Source organism: Sulfurimonas gotlandica GD1 (assembly GCF_000242915.1).
Taxonomy (GTDB): domain Bacteria; phylum Campylobacterota; class Campylobacteria; order Campylobacterales; family Sulfurimonadaceae; genus Sulfurimonas; species Sulfurimonas gotlandica.
Map to the genome: position 1 here is coordinate 1,553,647 of NZ_AFRZ01000001.1, position 16,171 is coordinate 1,569,817.

General features: G+C 34.6%; 19 protein-coding genes. 14 read left to right on the top strand and 5 right to left on the bottom strand.

Annotation, left to right across the window (positions count from 1 at the left end; translation table 11 throughout):
* Window positions 1-40: 40 nt before the first annotated feature.
* Genes ribE through SMGD1_RS07700 form a run of 3 tightly spaced genes read right to left on the bottom strand, consistent with a single transcriptional unit; the run spans window position 41 to window position 1,563 of the window.
* Entirely contained in the window at window positions 41-661 is a 621-nt protein-coding gene (gene ribE / locus SMGD1_RS07690) for a riboflavin synthase (protein WP_008335604.1), read from the bottom strand.
* A 15-nt stretch (window positions 662-676) separates the two neighbouring features.
* Window positions 677-1,363, bottom strand: a complete 687-nt coding sequence (locus tag SMGD1_RS07695) for a tetratricopeptide repeat protein (protein ID WP_008336663.1) — start codon at window positions 1,361-1,363, stop codon at window positions 677-679.
* Window positions 1,363-1,563 (bottom strand): hypothetical protein, encoded by a 201-nt coding sequence (locus SMGD1_RS07700; protein ID WP_008341067.1) that lies wholly within the window; start codon window positions 1,561-1,563, stop codon window positions 1,363-1,365. The genes SMGD1_RS07695 and SMGD1_RS07700 overlap by 1 nt, the downstream gene beginning before the upstream one ends.
* An 87-nt stretch (window positions 1,564-1,650) precedes the next feature.
* Between SMGD1_RS07700 and mnmG the strand changes: the two genes are divergently transcribed.
* The 5 genes from mnmG to SMGD1_RS07725 are packed head-to-tail and all read left to right on the top strand — an operon-like array spanning window position 1,651 to window position 7,166.
* The gene (gene mnmG / locus SMGD1_RS07705; RefSeq protein ID WP_008341068.1) at window positions 1,651-3,534 is read left to right on the top strand and encodes a tRNA uridine-5-carboxymethylaminomethyl(34) synthesis enzyme MnmG; all 1,884 of its coding nucleotides are present in this window, start codon (window positions 1,651-1,653) and stop codon (window positions 3,532-3,534) included.
* Window positions 3,531-4,397 carry a hypothetical protein gene (locus tag SMGD1_RS07710; protein ID WP_008341069.1) on the top strand — a complete coding sequence of 289 codons (867 nt, stop codon included), beginning with the start codon at window positions 3,531-3,533 and terminating at the stop codon, window positions 4,395-4,397. Before mnmG ends, SMGD1_RS07710 begins: the two co-directional genes overlap by 4 nt.
* A gap of 60 nt (window positions 4,398-4,457) precedes the next feature.
* Window positions 4,458-4,982: a ubiquinol-cytochrome c reductase iron-sulfur subunit gene (gene petA, locus SMGD1_RS07715; protein WP_008341070.1), complete on the top strand. Its 525-nt coding sequence runs from the start codon at window positions 4,458-4,460 to the stop codon at window positions 4,980-4,982.
* Window positions 4,983-4,996: 14 nt separating this feature from the next.
* A complete protein-coding gene (locus SMGD1_RS07720) occupies window positions 4,997-6,211 on the top strand; it encodes a cytochrome b (protein ID WP_008336384.1) in 1,215 nt (404 codons plus the stop codon).
* A gap of 10 nt (window positions 6,212-6,221) precedes the next feature.
* On the top strand, window positions 6,222-7,166 hold the full coding sequence (locus SMGD1_RS07725; RefSeq protein ID WP_008336185.1) for a c-type cytochrome: 945 nt from the start codon (window positions 6,222-6,224) through the stop codon (window positions 7,164-7,166).
* Between the two features lie 351 nt (window positions 7,167-7,517).
* On the opposite strand, the gene SMGD1_RS07730 is transcribed toward SMGD1_RS07725, so the two are convergent.
* Window positions 7,518-7,982, bottom strand: a complete 465-nt coding sequence (locus SMGD1_RS07730) for an RDD family protein (protein ID WP_008336563.1) — start codon at window positions 7,980-7,982, stop codon at window positions 7,518-7,520.
* Between the two features lie 285 nt (window positions 7,983-8,267).
* Between SMGD1_RS07730 and SMGD1_RS07735 the strand changes: the two genes are divergently transcribed.
* The 5 genes from SMGD1_RS07735 to SMGD1_RS07755 all read left to right on the top strand — a co-directional run bounded on the left by SMGD1_RS07735 (window position 8,268) and on the right by SMGD1_RS07755 (window position 12,698).
* On the top strand, window positions 8,268-9,554 hold the full coding sequence (locus SMGD1_RS07735) for a hypothetical protein (RefSeq protein ID WP_008336419.1): 1,287 nt from the start codon (window positions 8,268-8,270) through the stop codon (window positions 9,552-9,554).
* 142 nt (window positions 9,555-9,696) lie between these two features.
* Complete coding sequence (locus SMGD1_RS07740) at window positions 9,697-10,377, top strand: DUF2846 domain-containing protein (RefSeq protein WP_008336753.1); 681 nt, start codon at window positions 9,697-9,699, stop codon at window positions 10,375-10,377.
* A gap of 5 nt (window positions 10,378-10,382) precedes the next feature.
* The gene (gene moaA / locus SMGD1_RS07745; RefSeq protein ID WP_039919898.1) at window positions 10,383-11,348 is read left to right on the top strand and encodes a GTP 3',8-cyclase MoaA; all 966 of its coding nucleotides are present in this window, start codon (window positions 10,383-10,385) and stop codon (window positions 11,346-11,348) included.
* Window positions 11,349-11,351: 3 nt separating this feature from the next.
* Entirely contained in the window at window positions 11,352-12,113 is a 762-nt protein-coding gene (locus SMGD1_RS07750; protein WP_008336668.1) for a 7-carboxy-7-deazaguanine synthase QueE, read from the top strand.
* Between the two features lie 3 nt (window positions 12,114-12,116).
* On the top strand, window positions 12,117-12,698 hold the full coding sequence (locus SMGD1_RS07755) for a 6-pyruvoyl trahydropterin synthase family protein (protein WP_008336408.1): 582 nt from the start codon (window positions 12,117-12,119) through the stop codon (window positions 12,696-12,698).
* 8 nt (window positions 12,699-12,706) lie between these two features.
* On the opposite strand, the gene SMGD1_RS07760 is transcribed toward SMGD1_RS07755, so the two are convergent.
* Complete coding sequence (locus SMGD1_RS07760) at window positions 12,707-13,924, bottom strand: molybdopterin molybdotransferase MoeA (RefSeq protein ID WP_008336717.1); 1,218 nt, start codon at window positions 13,922-13,924, stop codon at window positions 12,707-12,709.
* A gap of 37 nt (window positions 13,925-13,961) precedes the next feature.
* Between SMGD1_RS07760 and SMGD1_RS07765 the strand changes: the two genes are divergently transcribed.
* The 4 genes from SMGD1_RS07765 (at window position 13,962) to rsmI (ending at window position 16,166) form a co-directional block, all read left to right on the top strand.
* Window positions 13,962-14,369, top strand: coding sequence for a hypothetical protein (locus SMGD1_RS07765; RefSeq protein ID WP_008335815.1), 408 nt, complete (start codon window positions 13,962-13,964; stop codon window positions 14,367-14,369).
* Entirely contained in the window at window positions 14,360-15,037 is a 678-nt protein-coding gene (locus SMGD1_RS07770) for a 16S rRNA (uracil(1498)-N(3))-methyltransferase (RefSeq protein WP_241761457.1), read from the top strand. Before SMGD1_RS07765 ends, SMGD1_RS07770 begins: the two co-directional genes overlap by 10 nt.
* Window positions 15,038-15,143: 106 nt before the next feature.
* Entirely contained in the window at window positions 15,144-15,344 is a 201-nt protein-coding gene (gene rpmE / locus SMGD1_RS07775) for a 50S ribosomal protein L31 (RefSeq protein ID WP_008336607.1), read from the top strand.
* 3 nt (window positions 15,345-15,347) lie between these two features.
* Window positions 15,348-16,166 (top strand): 16S rRNA (cytidine(1402)-2'-O)-methyltransferase, encoded by an 819-nt coding sequence (gene rsmI / locus SMGD1_RS07780; RefSeq protein WP_008336844.1) that lies wholly within the window; start codon window positions 15,348-15,350, stop codon window positions 16,164-16,166.
* The last annotated feature ends 5 nt before the right edge of the window (window positions 16,167-16,171 follow it).

Below are 16,171 nucleotides of genomic sequence, written 5' to 3' on the forward strand. Positions count from 1 at the left end.
TTTCATTAAGTATATCAAAAATAAAATAAAATTTATATTTTTAATATCTCGCTGTAATGGAGTCTACATCATCCCATGTTATATTAGAATTATTCTTTGATTGATGAGATATTATATGTGAAACGTATCTTGCAAACATGTCTGTTTCAACATTCACTCTGTAGCCTTTACGATAGTTTTTAAATAGAGTTTCTTTCATGGTAATAGGAATGATTGTAAGTCTAAAGCTATCAGCATCTACATCATTTACAGTAAGGCTAACTCCATCTATTGTTATAGATCCTTTTGGCACAATGTATGGGATGAATTTTTTCTCAACATTTATAAAAACATCAAAAGAGTTTCCACTGTTTCTTATCTCTTTGATTGTTCCAATTGCATCTATGTGACCTTGTACTATATGACCTTCAAATCTATCACCCATCATCATCGCAGGTTCTATGTGAACTTCATTTTTATAGTTCTCTAAAGCAAGGTGTTTTTTAGATTCAGGAGATAACTCTACACTGAAGCCATCGTTTAAAACTTTTACAACACTTAAACATGCGCCATTTATTGCAATAGAATCACCAAGTTTTGCCTTGTGTTTTGATTTTATACTCAACTCACTTCCTGAGAAGCTTTTAACTGTTGCGATTTCTCTGATTAATCCTGTAAACAAGTGCTATCCTTTAATTTAGAATACAATTTTACCTTCTTCTTGTAGGCCTTTGATTATCTCTTTTGCTTTAACATGACCTTTATAAGCGGCTTTTCTACATAGGTCTAGTGCTTTATCATGGTCTTGAACACAGCCAAAACCTTGATCATATAGTTGCCCAAGATTGTAAAGGCCCTCAGCTAAACCACCATCTGCAGCTTTACTAAAACATATAAAGCATCTAGCTTCATCAAGAGGAACACCATGACCTTCTTTATAAAGAACACCAAGATTGTTGAAGCTCTCAAGATGGCCTCTCTTAGCTCCCTCCTCATACCAAAAAGCAGCCTCAGAATAGTTTTGAAGACAGCCAAGACCACGTTCCAGCATCAATGCAACTTCATACATAGCAGGAGGAACTTCTCTTGTAGCAGCTTCCATATGAAGTTCGTGTGCTTTAAACTGATCGTGTTGTACACCACCTAAGCCATTCATATATAAAATGGCTAAATTAAAAAGTGCATAGGGATGTTTTAGCTCTGCAGCCTTTTCATAATACTCTAATGCTTTTTTTTCATCCTTTTCACAGCCTTGAGCATTTTGATACATATAACCTAAAGATGTCAAAGCATCTGCATTTGCATCAGATGCTAGCTGTGTATATAACTCTAATGCTTTCTCGAAATCACCGCTGTTATAAGCGTCGTGTGCTTTTTTTATCATTATTTCTCATTCTCAGTTCTAATAGGTTGTCTATAACTTCTTTTATTAGAGTTTTTATCCATAAGTTTTTTTAGAAGATCTTCTTTTGTACTTAGATGTTCTTCTCTAATTTTATGTTCATCGCTTCCATCAATCTCTTCATCAAATTCTAAAACTTCTGGAACGTAATCTTTAAATAAATCTTTTTTATCTTCACTCATTTTGAAAAACCTCAAGTAATTCTATATATATTATGGTAATGATACTCAAATATGATAAAATTCCGCTAAATAAATATGGATAAGTATATGAATTATGATGTAATAATTATTGGTGGAGGACATGCTGGCGTTGAAGCAGCTCTAGCCTCTGCTAGAATGGGTAATAAAACTCTTATGATTTCGATGCTGGCTGAAAATGTAGGTGCTACAAGTTGTAACCCTGCAATTGGTGGTTTAGCAAAGGGGCATTTAGTTCGTGAGCTAGACGCTCTTGGTGGCGAGATGGGTCTTATTACAGATGAGGCTGGAATACAGTTTCGTATACTTAACCAAACAAAAGGCCCGGCTGTTCGTGGCAGTCGTGCTCAGATAGATATGGATAAATATAGAATTATTGCCAGAAATGTAGTGCTTAACACTCCAAACTTACATTTAGCACAAGAAACAGTAGAGTCTTTAATCATTGAAGATTCAACAGTTAAAGGTGTAAAAACTGATTTACTCAATGAATATAAAGCTAAAAAAGTAATTGTAACTTCAGGAACATTTTTAAATGGAATTATTCATGTAGGTGAAGTTCAAAAAAAAGGTGGACGCTATGGAGAAGAGAGAAGTGAGGGCTTAAGTGATTCACTTAAAAATGATTGTGGTTTAAATTTATCACGTCTTAAAACAGGAACTTGTGCGAGAATTGACAGCTCAACTATTGACTTTTCTGTTATGGAAGAACAAGGCGGTGATGAACTTCCTAGTCCTTTTAGTTTCCGTACCGATAGAGAAGAATTTAGAGCTAGCAAAAAACAGCTTCCATGTTTTATAGCTTATACAAATGAGTTAACACATGAAATAATCTCTTCAAATTTTTATAGAGCACCACTTTTTACGGGTCAGATAGCAGGTAAAAGTCCGAGATATTGCCCAAGTATAGAAGATAAAGTAAGTAAATTTGCAGATAAAGACAGGCATCACCTTTTTATAGAACCGCAAACTATGGATAATACAGAGTGCTATATAAATGGTTTGTCAACTTCTCTTCCTCCAGAAGTGCAACGTGATATGATAAAGTCGGTAAAAGGACTTGAAAATGCAAAAATAGTTCGTTATGGATACGCTATAGAATATGACTTTGTAGATCCACGTGAACTTAAGCATTCTTTAGAAACTAAAAAAATATTAGGTCTTTATTTAGCAGGGCAAATCAATGGAACAACAGGTTATGAAGAAGCTGCAGCCCAAGGTCTTATGGCTGGTATAAACGCTTCACTTTCTCTACAAGAAAAAGAGCCTCTTGTTTTAAGACGTGATGAGGCTTACATTGGTGTTTTGATTGATGATCTTGTAACGAAGGGAACAAATGAGCCTTATAGAATGTTTACATCTCGCGCAGAGTATAGACTTCTTCTTCGTGAAGAATCAGCAGATACAAGACTTTCCCGTTATGGCCACGAGCTTGGACTGTTAAGTGATGAGATGTATGAGAAAGTTCAAATAAAAGATAAACAGATAAAAGATGGTGCGCTATTGTTAGAAGAGACAAAGTTTACTCCAAACAAAGAGTTTATAGCATTCTTGGAATCAATGGGTGAGGTACCAATCAAAGATATTTCTACAGCTCAACAGCTAGTGGCTAGAAAAAGTTTTGATGTCCATAAGATGATTAAAATAGTCCCAGAATTAGATAAGTATGATGATTACATAAAAGAAGAGATACTTGTAGAAGGTAAATATGCCCGTTATATAGATAAGCAGAGTGAAGAGATCCAGAGAATGAAAAAATATCTTAAAATTGCTATACCTGAAGGTTTTGATTTTAAAGGAGTAAGTGGTTTATCTAAAGAAATAGTAGAGAAACTTGAGATGTTTAACCCACCTACACTTCAATCAGCGATGCAAATAAGTGGGATAACACCAGCTGCTATAGAGATACTGCATATATATATAAGAATGGCTAGTAAGAAAAATAAACAATGAATACATACTACTATGTGCATACAGGTCACCGTATAGGATTGGATAGATTCAGAAGAGCTTGTACAATTATGCGTCTTTTAAAAGATGAAGATATTACTCTGCTTTGTTCAGATTTTAGAATAGCACAAGTTGCATCTGAGTTTGGAGTTGAAAAAAGTGTTGGAATCGATGTAGTTAGAAATATTCCACAAATATCACATAATGGTGATAAGATTATATTTGATTCAGATGAAGCAAATCCAATAATGTTAGATGAAATGAGAAAATATTTTTCTAAGTTTATAAGGGTTACAGATAATAAGGATGATAAAAAAGAGAATGGAGAGTTTCTTGTCTCTCCATACTTAAATGAAGCTGATGTATGTAATGTAGTTGTAATAGATGATAAATATTTTGAAAAAGAAGAAAAAACTATAGAACTCTCCTTCTTTTTCGGAGATGATGACTATGACAAGCAGTTTGAAAAAAATTTCTCTCTTTTAGATGGATTAAATCCTGACTTACTTTTAGGCTTTTATTACTTTTTTGATTATGAAGATATGCTAAAAGAGAAATTTAAAAATAATCATGAATTTGAAGATTATGACAATGTGATAAAAAAATCTAAGATTTTAATTACAGCATCTCCACAAGCCGCTTTAGAAAATTTAGCTTCAGGTGGCAAACCAATATATATTCAAAGGAAAGATTATTCAAGAGATTCCCAAGAATTATTTAAGAAACTAAATATTCCAACCGTAGAAAACTATGAAAATAGGCAATTACTGACAATATTAGAAGGCCTCTATAATCATGAGTATTACAAAGTGGAACATAATAGTAACTATTTAAAAGAATTTATAAAAGAGAACTTAAATTTATAAATAATTAAAAGTAATTTGGGGTATAATCAGGCTTTAAAATTCACACTAAAGTGAGCAAATATGGAAAGTAATAGCCGTAGAGGTTTTATGGGGAAAGCGTTTGGTGCCGTCGCGGCAGTAGGTGCAGTAGGTTCATTGGTTGCAATGAAAAGTAGTTGGGATCCGCTTCCAAGTGTAAAAGCTGCAGGTTTTACTACTCTTGATATGTCAACATATGAAGAAAATGAGTTAATAACAGAGAAGTGGAGAGGGAAGCCAATCTTTGTTCTTAAGAAAACTGCTGCAATGGTTGCTAGTCAAACAGACGCACAAAAAGAGCGCGATGTTGTAGTTGATGGTATGCATTTTATGCTAGCGATAGGTTTATGTACACACCTAGGCTGTATTCCGGCGTACAAGGGCGAAAAAGATGGTTTCTTATGTGCATGTCATGGTGGCCAGTTTGACTGGGCAGGTGCTGTAACAAAAGTACCACCACCACGTGGTTTTGATATACCTCCATTTAAAATTGACGGAAACAAGTTGGTTTTAGGTGAAGCTGGTCCAGAATACACTAAGATGAAAGAAACTGGCATTACGCTATAGAAAGGGGAAAGTAAATGGCACATTTTACAAAGGCGACAAGTGTTAAAGATTGGTTAAACCAACGATTGGCAATTGAAAAAGTTGAAAAAGTTATGGCATCTGAATATTGGATTCCAAAAAATATTAACTTCTTGTGGGCAATGGGTATGGTTCTTGTAATCACATTTGTACTACTTTTAGTTTCAGGTATATTTTTATTGATGTATTATCAACCAAGTGTTGGTATGGCATTTGATAGTGTAAACTACACTATCATGAGAGAAGTTGGTTTTGGCTGGTTATGGAGACATGTACATGGTGTTGCGGCATCTGTTGTTTTCTTAATTATCTATATTCACATGTTTACGGGTATATATTACGGTTCTTATAAAAAAGGTCGTGAGATGATTTGGATTTCAGGAATGCTTTTATTCATTGCATTTTCAACTGAAGCATTTTCAGGTTATATGTTACCATGGGGACAAATGAGTTACTGGGCTGGTATGGTTATTACTAATCTATTCTCTGGTGGTTCACTACATGCAGACGGTTTAGTTGAGTGGATTCGTGGGGATTATGTTCCTGCTCAAGCATTCTTAACTCGTTTCTTTATGTTACACGTTCTTCTTGTACCGATCGCAATCATGGGTTTAATAGGGCTTCACTTCGCAGCTCTTCGTATACCACACGTTAATAACCAAGATGGTGATGAGATTGACTTTGAAGCTGAATCTAAAAAATATTTAGATGGCGACAAAGCTGGTTCAAAAGTTATGAGATTTGCTAATGACTTTATGTCAAAAGATATGATGGTTGTTGGAGTTTACTTAGTATTCTTCTTTTATCTAGTATTTTATAATTATGGTTTCGCAATGGATCCAGTAAACTTTGACCCTGCAGATGGTCTTAAGACACCTGCGCATATTTACCCTGAGTGGTATTTCCTATGGTCTTATGAGATTTTACGTCCTTTCAATATTGATCTTGGTTTAGCATTATTTGGATTTGCACAAGTTATTTTTGTTTTCTTACCTTTCTTAGATAGAAGTCCTAATTCAGTTCCTGCGTCTCGTCGTGGAGCATTTAAGTACTGGTTCTGGGGAATGCTTATTGTAATGATCGTTCTTACGGCTATGGGTAAACTACCACCAGAAGGTATGTTTAGTACTATTGGTCTTGTTGCAGCTATTATATTTATAGCTATGTGGATTGCATTACCAATTATTACATCATTAGAAAAAAAGTTATAAGGAGATAAAGATGAAAAATAAAGAACCATTAATATTAGCAGTTGTAGTATTCTTTTCACTTGTAACTTATTATTTGGTTGAGCCTTACGCTCACCATGTAATGCACAAGCACGTAGAGAGTGAAAATTTTGCATATGCAGATTTACCGGCAATAACAAAAACTGGAAATGCAGCAAATGGTAAAGAGTTAGTGATGAATGCTGGTTGTGCTGGCTGTCACTCAATAGAAAAAGCTGGAATGCCTGCTCCAATGGACGCAGTTATGGCAGCACAAAGCTATGGTGTTAACCCACCTGATTTGAGTGATGCCGGTGCAATTTATGATGCTAAATTTTTAGCAGATTTAATTAAAAACCCTGCACACGCTCTAAAAGTTGAGCACAAGTATGATGCTGCTCAAGGTAAAATGCACCCTATGGTTCCTTTTTATGGAATGGGTGGAGATATGGACCAAGAAGTTGCTGATATGGTAGCTTACTTACAGTCTATTGCTATTAGCCCTGCTGATGTAACTCCAAAAATTGCATTCGAAAATGCTTGTGGTAGATGCCACTCTGTTAGTTATGAAAAATGGACACAGGTTGGTTCAAAACCAGCATTCAAACATAAAAAAGATGAGTTAGCATTTGATATTAAAGTATTAGAATATCAAGATTCACTTAAAGCATATATGGGTAAATTACCACCAGATTTAAGTATGTATATTCGTTCTCGTAATGAGCAGTTTATCAGTACTTTAATTGAAAATCCTCAAAATCACTTAGCTGGAACTGCTATGCCACGTGTTGGTGTAACTGCAGATACTGCAGATAAAGTTATTGAGTATATGAAAGATGCTGGTGATACTAAGCGTCACGAAAGAGAATCAGTTGGTATGAATGTAATGATTTACATCGTTATTTTCGCTATCTTTGCACTTCTTTGGAAAAAACAAGTATGGAGAGACTTACACTAGTAAGTCCCGCAAAAGAGAGTAATCTCTTTTGCTCCGCTTTGACCGCTGAGGTCACTAAAGGGTGAAGCGAATGCTTCACTTTAATTTAAGGGCTGAGACTTTTTGTCTTAGCCCTTTTTTTTTGCAAAATTTTCTTAATCTTCTATATATTAATGTAAGCAATATGCCTTGCTTGTTTTAAACTTCTAGTTAGTGATGTATTAGTGGAAGATAATTATCTCTGGTTTCATCTCTTCTGAGATGAAACACATACCGAAGTAAATAAACATAATGCGTCACACCTCGGGAGAGGTGTGACGAGATTAGATAGACTTTTTGTTCACCCTCTCTTGAGGTGGAATCTATATAATCTTATTTCTTCTCAACTACAACAATAGTGCCGCATATCAAATCATGAAGAGCTTTTTTATCTTTTCTGTAAAATGGAAGAAGCAATCCTAAAAGAGTAGTAGCTGTAAATAAAAATGCTATAAATCTAAAAGATGCCTTGAAGAAACCTATATATTCTCCACTCTTATCATCTACAACTTTCATCTCATAAGCTTTTTTACCAGGAGTATGGCCAAATTTACTTAGTAGTAAAGCATATATTACACCATATAGTGCAACACCTAGAAGTGGTGCTATCTCAGATGATTGAAAATCATCCTTACCATCCATTATCATGTAAGCCGTAACGTATAGTATTGGAGCATAAATCATAAACATATCTGTAATGAATGCTTTTACTCTATCTACATACCTTGCATATACATATTTTGGCTTGGATGCGTCAACAGCCTGTTTTTGGCGTTTTTTTATATTTCTGAATCTCATGAGCTGATTATATCAAATTAATTCTTTGGCTTAAGTTTATAAGCTTTTATATAAGTTTTTCTACTAATTGTCTTCAAAATGCAAATAAACTGCTCTATAAGACCCCAAAAGTAAACAATTAGCTAATAAAAGCTATGGTTTAAACTTAATTTAAAAATTACCTCTGTACAATATGTAGTCTCAAAATGTATCACACAATGAGAAGTGATAGTGGAATAACAGATGCTGTTACTCTGCTATCACTTCAATAAGGTGATAACATTTAAAAAAAACAGGAGAATTAGAATGAAAAAAACAATGGTTTCTTTAGCGGCAGCGTCGTTAATCGTTACATCTGCAATGGCAGCTGACAAAGGTATTGATATCGTAACAACTGGTCAAGCAGTGGTTTACTATGAAACTCACCAATCAAATGGTACAAATGATAATATTCCAGCAACTGGTGATACTAAATTATTTGATCAACAAAGTTCAAATGCAAATGTTGGTGTTCAGTTAAACTTAGATGCTGATCTTAAAAACAACTTTACTTTTGGTTCTCAACTTACATACTTAGGTACTATGGGTTTAGAAAAAAATCTTGTTGGTGCTGTTAAGCAGGGTGGTGGTGTTACAACTACTTCAGATGCACGTGACCAAATAGCATTAACAAAAATCTTTGTTGCTAAAAAAATTGGAAATACAACAGTTAAATTAGGTCGTCAAGAGCTTCCTAAATCACTTTCTCCATTTGCTTTCTCGGAAGGTTGGAATGTATTTAAAAATACTTTTGATGCAGCATTATTAGTAAACACTGATATTCCAGATACTACTGTAGTTGGTGCATACGTTGGTGGTGGTAATTCAAGTACTAACATTCAAAATCTTACTGACCTTGAGGGTGGAGCGGTTGATGGTACTGCTTATATGCTAACTGTAGCTAATAAGTCGATTCCTATGACTGCTATAACTCTTACATACTATAACTTAGCAAATGTAACTGCATTTACTGCTGGTGAAAATGGTTTAGCTGCTTATTGGGCTGATGCGAAAGTAGCTGGTAAAGATTTACCAATGGGACTTAAAATAGGTCTTCAAGGTGGTATGATGAGTCCAGAAGATAGCGCTTGGGCTTCAACTACAGCACTTGGTGCAGAAGTTTCTTTAGCTCCAATTGACGCATTAACTGTTGCTTTAGCATATACATCAGTTGATGGTGATGATAATAAAGCTGAAATGGCTATCAAAAATACTGGTGGTATCAAAACTCCTTTATATACTCAAATGGTATATAATCAAGATGCTATTAAAGTAGATGCAAATACTTTTATGGTTAAAGGTGTTTACAACACTGGTGATTATGGTAAAATTATTGCTCAGTATGCTGGCACAACTGCTGGTAAATCTAATGCTATGAACACTGGTCGTGATACTACTGGTACTGATTACGGTGAATTTGATTTAATCTATAAAATCAAAGCTAGTGGCGTTCAATACTTCGCAGCTTACGTTAACCGTTCTTGGTCAACAGCAAATGCTGCAACAATGGATAACGATAATATAGTTCGTCTTTGGGCTCGTTTAAATTTCTAATAAGTATTTAGCTTATAAGAAAGACGACACGTCGTAGAACAAAACCTCATTCCCACGCCTATGCGTGGGAATACTTCTGATATTAATTTTAATCCAAAAACTTTATGATATAATCTCTATAATTTAAAAGAGAGAGAACTCCATGAAAATAATCCAAATACTTCTTTTATCAGCAACTTTACTTCTTGTAACAGCATGCGGAAATAGAACACCATTTAAAAAACAAGAACCACTTGAGAATGCAGCTTTAGTCTATATCTATGCACTTGACAATGTTAGTTCAAGTGAATCTAGTACAGCAAGTGATTACAACATACGTATAAATAATAAACCTTACATGGAACGCATTAAACAAGGTGAATATATTGTGTTAAATTTAAAGCCACAAGCTATGACAATTTCGGCTACAAAAAAACAAGTAGAAGAGAAAGTACTAACGCTGGACTTTAAAACTGGGCATATATACTATCTTAAAATTAAAGATGACCTTGATAATGGTGCATTTGAATTTCAACAAGTAAATAATTCTATTGGTTCAAAAGAGATAATAAAAACTGGGCTTGCAGGTTCATCTGAAGAATCACAAGAAAATATAATCACAGAGTTTGTAAATCCTAAAGAGACGGAATCTGTTGAAGTAAAGGCAGTAGTAGCTCCAGTTGTAGCTCCTATTGCTATTCCACAAGCTTCTACACCAGCTCAGAGCCTGAGTGCGCCTATGTCAAAAACTGATGAGATTATGAAAGCTTATGGTTTAAAAGAGAAAGGTATCATTAGTGATGAAGAGTTCAAGGCTCTGAAAACTAATATACTAAACAAGTAAACAGTATGCTAATTGACAGTTATGACAGAGTAGTTGACTATCTAAGAGTTTCAGTGACAGAACGCTGTAATTTTAGATGTCAATACTGTATGCCTGAGAAGCCTTTTTCTTGGGTTCCAAAAGAAAATCTACTCAGCTTTGAAGAACTTTTTGAGTTTATGAAAATTGCCATGGATGAGGGTGTAAATAAAATCCGTATTACCGGCGGTGAACCACTTCTCAGAGAAGATCTAGATAAATTTATAAAAATGATCTATGACTATAAAAATGATGTAGATCTTGCAATGACTACAAATGCATTTCTTTTAAAAGGTACTGCACGGAGGTTAAAAGATGCTGGACTAAAGCGTATCAATGTAAGTATTGATACTCTCAAACCTGAAGTAGCGCAGCAAATTGCACAAAAAGATGTTTTAAAGAATGTACTTGAAGGTGTTGATGAAGCCTTAAGAGTTGGACTTAAAGTTAAAGTTAACATGGTTCCAATGAAGAGCGTAAATGCGGATGAAATTATAGACGTTTTAGAGTATTGTAAAGAACGTAATATGAGCATTCGTTTTATTGAATATATGGAAAACTCTTTTGCATCTAAAGATATAAAGGGCCTTAAATCAAATGAGCTTTTAGAAATCATAAGTGCAAAGTATGAGTTTAGCGATGATGGTTTTGATGGCTCTTCACCTTCTCATTACTACACTATGAAAGATGGCTACAGATTTGGAATAATTGAACCGTATGAAGATGATTTCTGTAAGAAATGTAATCGCATAAGGCTTACTGCAGAGGGTAATCTTATCCCATGTCTTTATTTTGATGAAGCTATGAGTATATCTAAAGCCATTAAAGCTGGTGATATTAAAGCTGCTGCAGAGGTGCTTAGGGAAGTTGTTAGAACTAAGCCTGAGAAGAACAGATGGGGTGGAGAAGATGGTGAAGTCTCATCTCGAGCCTTTTATGAAACTGGTGGATGATAGTTGCTATATCTTGTAGAACATTTCTATAGTATTCAAGGTGAAGGTCGTTATACAGGTGTACCTTCTCTTTTCTTTCGTTTTGGTGGCTGTAACATGAAGTGCGAAGGTTTTGGATGTGAAGAAGAAGCATCTGATGGAACCAAAGTACTTGGATGCGACACTGTTTATGCAGTAAACAAAGAGCATTTCTCTTTTAACTGGAGCCCTATACAAAAGACTCAAGAGCTTCTTAACGTCTTGGATCTTTACGAACTGCCGCAAAGACCTGTAGACATAGTCTTAACTGGTGGTGAACCACTAATATATGCGAATGAAGGTATATTTGTAGAGTTCCTTGAAAAACTTCATGAAGAGGGTCATAAAATTACTTTTGAGACAAATGGCTCAATAGCAGTAGATTTTGAAAAATATCCAATTTATAAAGAGTGTATATTTGCTCTTTCTGTTAAGCTTTCAAACTCAAAAGAGCCTTTTAGAAAAAGAGTTAACGGTGATGTTATTTATTCTATTGCTTCAAATGCGAAAGAGGCTTTTTTTAAATTCTCAATAGATGCTGACTCGATTAATCTAGGTCTTGATGAGGAAATATTTAACATAACTCTACACTCTCCAAGAACGCAAGTTTATTGCATGCCACTTGGCGGGAACAAAGCTGAAGTAGAGGCTAATACAGAACCATTAATAGAATTTTGTAAAGCTAAAGGTTATAATTTTTCTGATAGACTTCACATAAGAATTTGGGATCAGAACAAGGGAGTTTAAATCATGATAATAAGAAAACTTTTTAAATTTGAAAATGCTCATATTGTTCGTGGATGTTCTACTGTAAAATGTAGAAGTTCTCTGCATGGACATTCATACAAAGTTGAGCTGCTTTTTGAATCTAACTTCTTGGATAATGGTCAAATGGTTTATGACTTTGGACTAATGAAACAAAATATGAAAGCCTTAGTTGAGAGTTTTGATCATGGAGTTACTGTTTGGAGTGGAGATAGCTGGGAATACTTAGACAGTATGAAAAAACATTCCGATAGATGGGTAGAACTTCCAGTTTCTCCATCGTGTGAGCAGTTTTCACGTGTTATATTTGTTATGATAGACAGACTCTTACAACTTACAAACAGTGTTAACGGCGAAAGAGAAGTAAAACTAAACAGTGTTATAGTTCATGAAACTGATACAGGTTATGCGCAAGCCTTTAGTTATGATGCTTATTCAAAAGATATGGGTTATATAGAGCTAGATTCTATAATCTTTTCTGATGAAGTTAAAAATAGTTGGCCTGATTGTGAGTTATGGGAGAGAGCTAAAAGAGGAGATAGTTTTATAAATCCTACAAGTGTTTAGCAGCTGCTTTAACAGCTTACTAAATTCATCTCTTTTTCGTTAGTAAAGCAAAATCTAATAGGCATAACTTTTACGATATCTCCAGATGCTATAAACTCAACACCTTCATTTACCATGATATAAGAGTTTGAAGATGCAAGTGGAGAAACCATCCCCGGTGCGAACTTCTTACACGGTTCAAAACAACTTCCATCAAAACTTCCAGGAACTAAAGTAATACGACCTTTTTTTAGTCTGTAATCGTTCTTCATCTTTGTTTCAATGGGATTGATAAATTTTTCATTGATACCACTTAGTGCTAATATTATATTTTGTCCAAATAGTTCAAAGTTTAGCGCTGCTGCCATAGGATTGCCAGGAAGATTCAGAACCAGTGTATTATTGATTCTTCCAAAAGTTGTTGGTTTACCTGGTTTTATCTCAACCTTATCAAAATAAGTCTCCATACCAAATGCGCCAAATGCTTCTTTTGTAAAGTCAGCATCTCCAACACTTACCCCGCCGGATGTAATAATAAGGTCACTATTCAATGCACTTTTTACGTGCGCTTTTAAATCTTCTAAAGTGTCTTGTGCAGTACCGATGAAATCAACCTCGCATCCAAGCTCTTGAGCACGCGAGAGCAGGGTAGGAGTGTTTGTGTTGTATAGCTGATAAGCTTCTACATTTTCAAAGTGCATTTTAAGTTCACTTCCAGATGCAAAGAGTGCAACGTGAGGCCTTTTATAAACTTTTATATGACTAATACCCTGAGATGCAAGAAGAGTTATTTGGTGAGCTTGCAGTTTTTGTCCACTCTTTAAAAGAGGCTCACCTTTTTTGATATCTTCACCACATAGACGAATATGTCTTCCATCTGACAAATTATTAGGTAGGGTTACTCCATTGTAACATTCAGTTGTATCTTCAACCGGAACAATGCATTCACAACCATCAGGGATTTTAGCTCCTGTCATTATTTTGATACCATTTCCTGAAGTAAGAACTTCATCAGAATTATCTCCGGCAAAGATAGTATGAGTTACTTTTACACAATTATCAGCATCTGCAACTTTTACAGCATAACCATCCATAGCAGAGTTGTCATATGGTGGTAGATTGTGTGTAGCAATTATATCTTCGGCTAGTATTGAGCTTAAAGCTTGCTCGATTGGTAAAATTTTTAATGATTTTTTTCTAGTGTGTTTGTGTATTAATTCTAGTGCTTCAAGTATTGTAACTGCCATGTCTCTTCTTTTATTTAATTTATTGTAATATTTCAGCATGAATGAAATGTATGATATGAGTATTGTAACACATAACTATGGTGTTATTGGAATTTTAGGAACGATTTTTGTCAATATATTAATGCTTGTCAGAGCAAAAGATATTACAAAATATACAAGATCTATGAGCCTTTTTATGCCTATAGTTATGACAGTAATTGGCACAGTTATATTTACTGGAATCGTAATGATGGCAGCTAAGCATCTAGAGTTTACAATAGAAAATATTCTAATGATAATGTTTGCTACAGCATTAATAATTTTAGAAAATATAAGATCAAAAAAATTACAACAATTAGATAAAAGCCAAGAAAATGTCTTTAGCAACTACAAGTCTGAAGCATATAAAATATTTAAGATAGAAGTTTTAATGGTTCTTGCTATATCTACATGGATGTGGATTTGATATATATACTTCATGATGAGGCTTCAAAGAAAAGTCTTAGCATCAAGGGTGAACTGCATAAATATCTTGTTAAAATTCGTCGTCATAGTGTAGGAGATGAGTTAAACTTCAGAAACAGAGATGATATAAAAACTCTTCATAAATATAGAGTAGTGCAGGTTGAATCAAGAGCTGTAGAGCTAGAACTGATATCTTCCAAAGAAGAGATAACTCAGAGTGACAAGCAGCTGCATATTGCTTGGTGTGTAATAGACGCCAAATCAATAGAAAAAGTTTTACCATCACTAAATGAGATAGGTGTTGAGAAGATTTCTTTTATCTATTGTGACAGAAGTCAAAATAATATAAAGTTAGACTTTAAAAGGTTTGAGAGAATCTTAGAAGCTTCGATGCAACAGTGTGGGCGAAGTTCCTATATGGAGTTTGATACATATAAAAGCATCAAAGAATTTATAACAGAGTTTGAAGATGTAAAAGTTTTTGATTTTTGCGACAATATTTTAGACTCAGATGCTGATTTTGAGAGAGTATTAGTCGGCTGTGAAGGCGGCTTTTCACAAGTTGAGAGAGAACTTTTATCAAAGAAAGAAAACTTTAGACTTGATACTCCTATGGTTCTTCGTTCTGAAAGTGCTGCGGTAGCGATAGCAAGTAAGATTTTACTTTAAAATTAAGAAATATTTTGATATAATTCGGGTTCCAAAAATCCGCACCCATACGGATTAAAAAAATATATAGATATTCGCACATTAACGAGTATCAAAAGGCAATAAAATGAAAAAAGATCTTCACCCTAACTTAGTAACTTGCGCAGTGTCTTGTGCATGTGGAAACAGCTTTGAAACAAAAAGCCAAACTGACGCAATGCGTATTGATATCTGTAATGAGTGTCACCCATTCTTCACAGGTTCTGAGAGAATGGTAGATACTGCTGGTAGAATTGAGAAATTCAACGCACGTTACGCTAAGAAATAGTAATTGCTACAATTTGTTCCAACTCCGATTGGAAACATTGGCGATATATCGCTTAGAGCTATCGAAGCTCTAAGTAACGCTGATACTCTACTTTGCGAAGATACTCGCGTTACAAAAAAACTTATACATATTCTAAAAGAGAGATACAACACTGTTTTTAAACAAGATCAGCAGTTTATATCTTTGCACTCACACAATGAAAAATCTTTTGTTGAAAAATTAGAACCATCTTTTTTTGAGCAAAATATTGTTTACGCTTCAGACGCAGGTATGCCAGGTATAAGCGATCCTGGACAACTCTTAATTAAATATGCATTGGAAAATGATGTAAAATATGATGTACTTCCTGGGGCAAATGCACTTCTGACAGCTTTTGTTGCTAGTGGCTTTGTAGAGACACAGATGCTGTTTTGGGGCTTTTTACCACACAAGGGGAAAGATAGAGCTACTTCACTTCAAGGTGCACTTCATAGTGGATATACAACTGTGCTATATGAATCACCACATAGATTGGAGAAGCTGCTTCTTGAGATAAAAGAAGAAGAGCCTTCTAGAAAGATATTTTTAGCAAAAGAGCTAACTAAAAAGTATCAAAACTATTTTAGTGGCACAGCAGAAGAAATCTTAAGTGCGTTAAATGACAATATTCGTGGTGAGTGGGTTGTTGTAATTGAAGCCGGCGAGATACATAACAGCAGTGCTGTTTCACAAACTGACATTTTGGAACTTGACTTGCCAAAAAAAATACAAGCAAAACTTATTTCTAAAATAACAGGTGAAAATACAAAGTCTTGTTACCAAAGACTGCTAAAACTACAATAAAAATA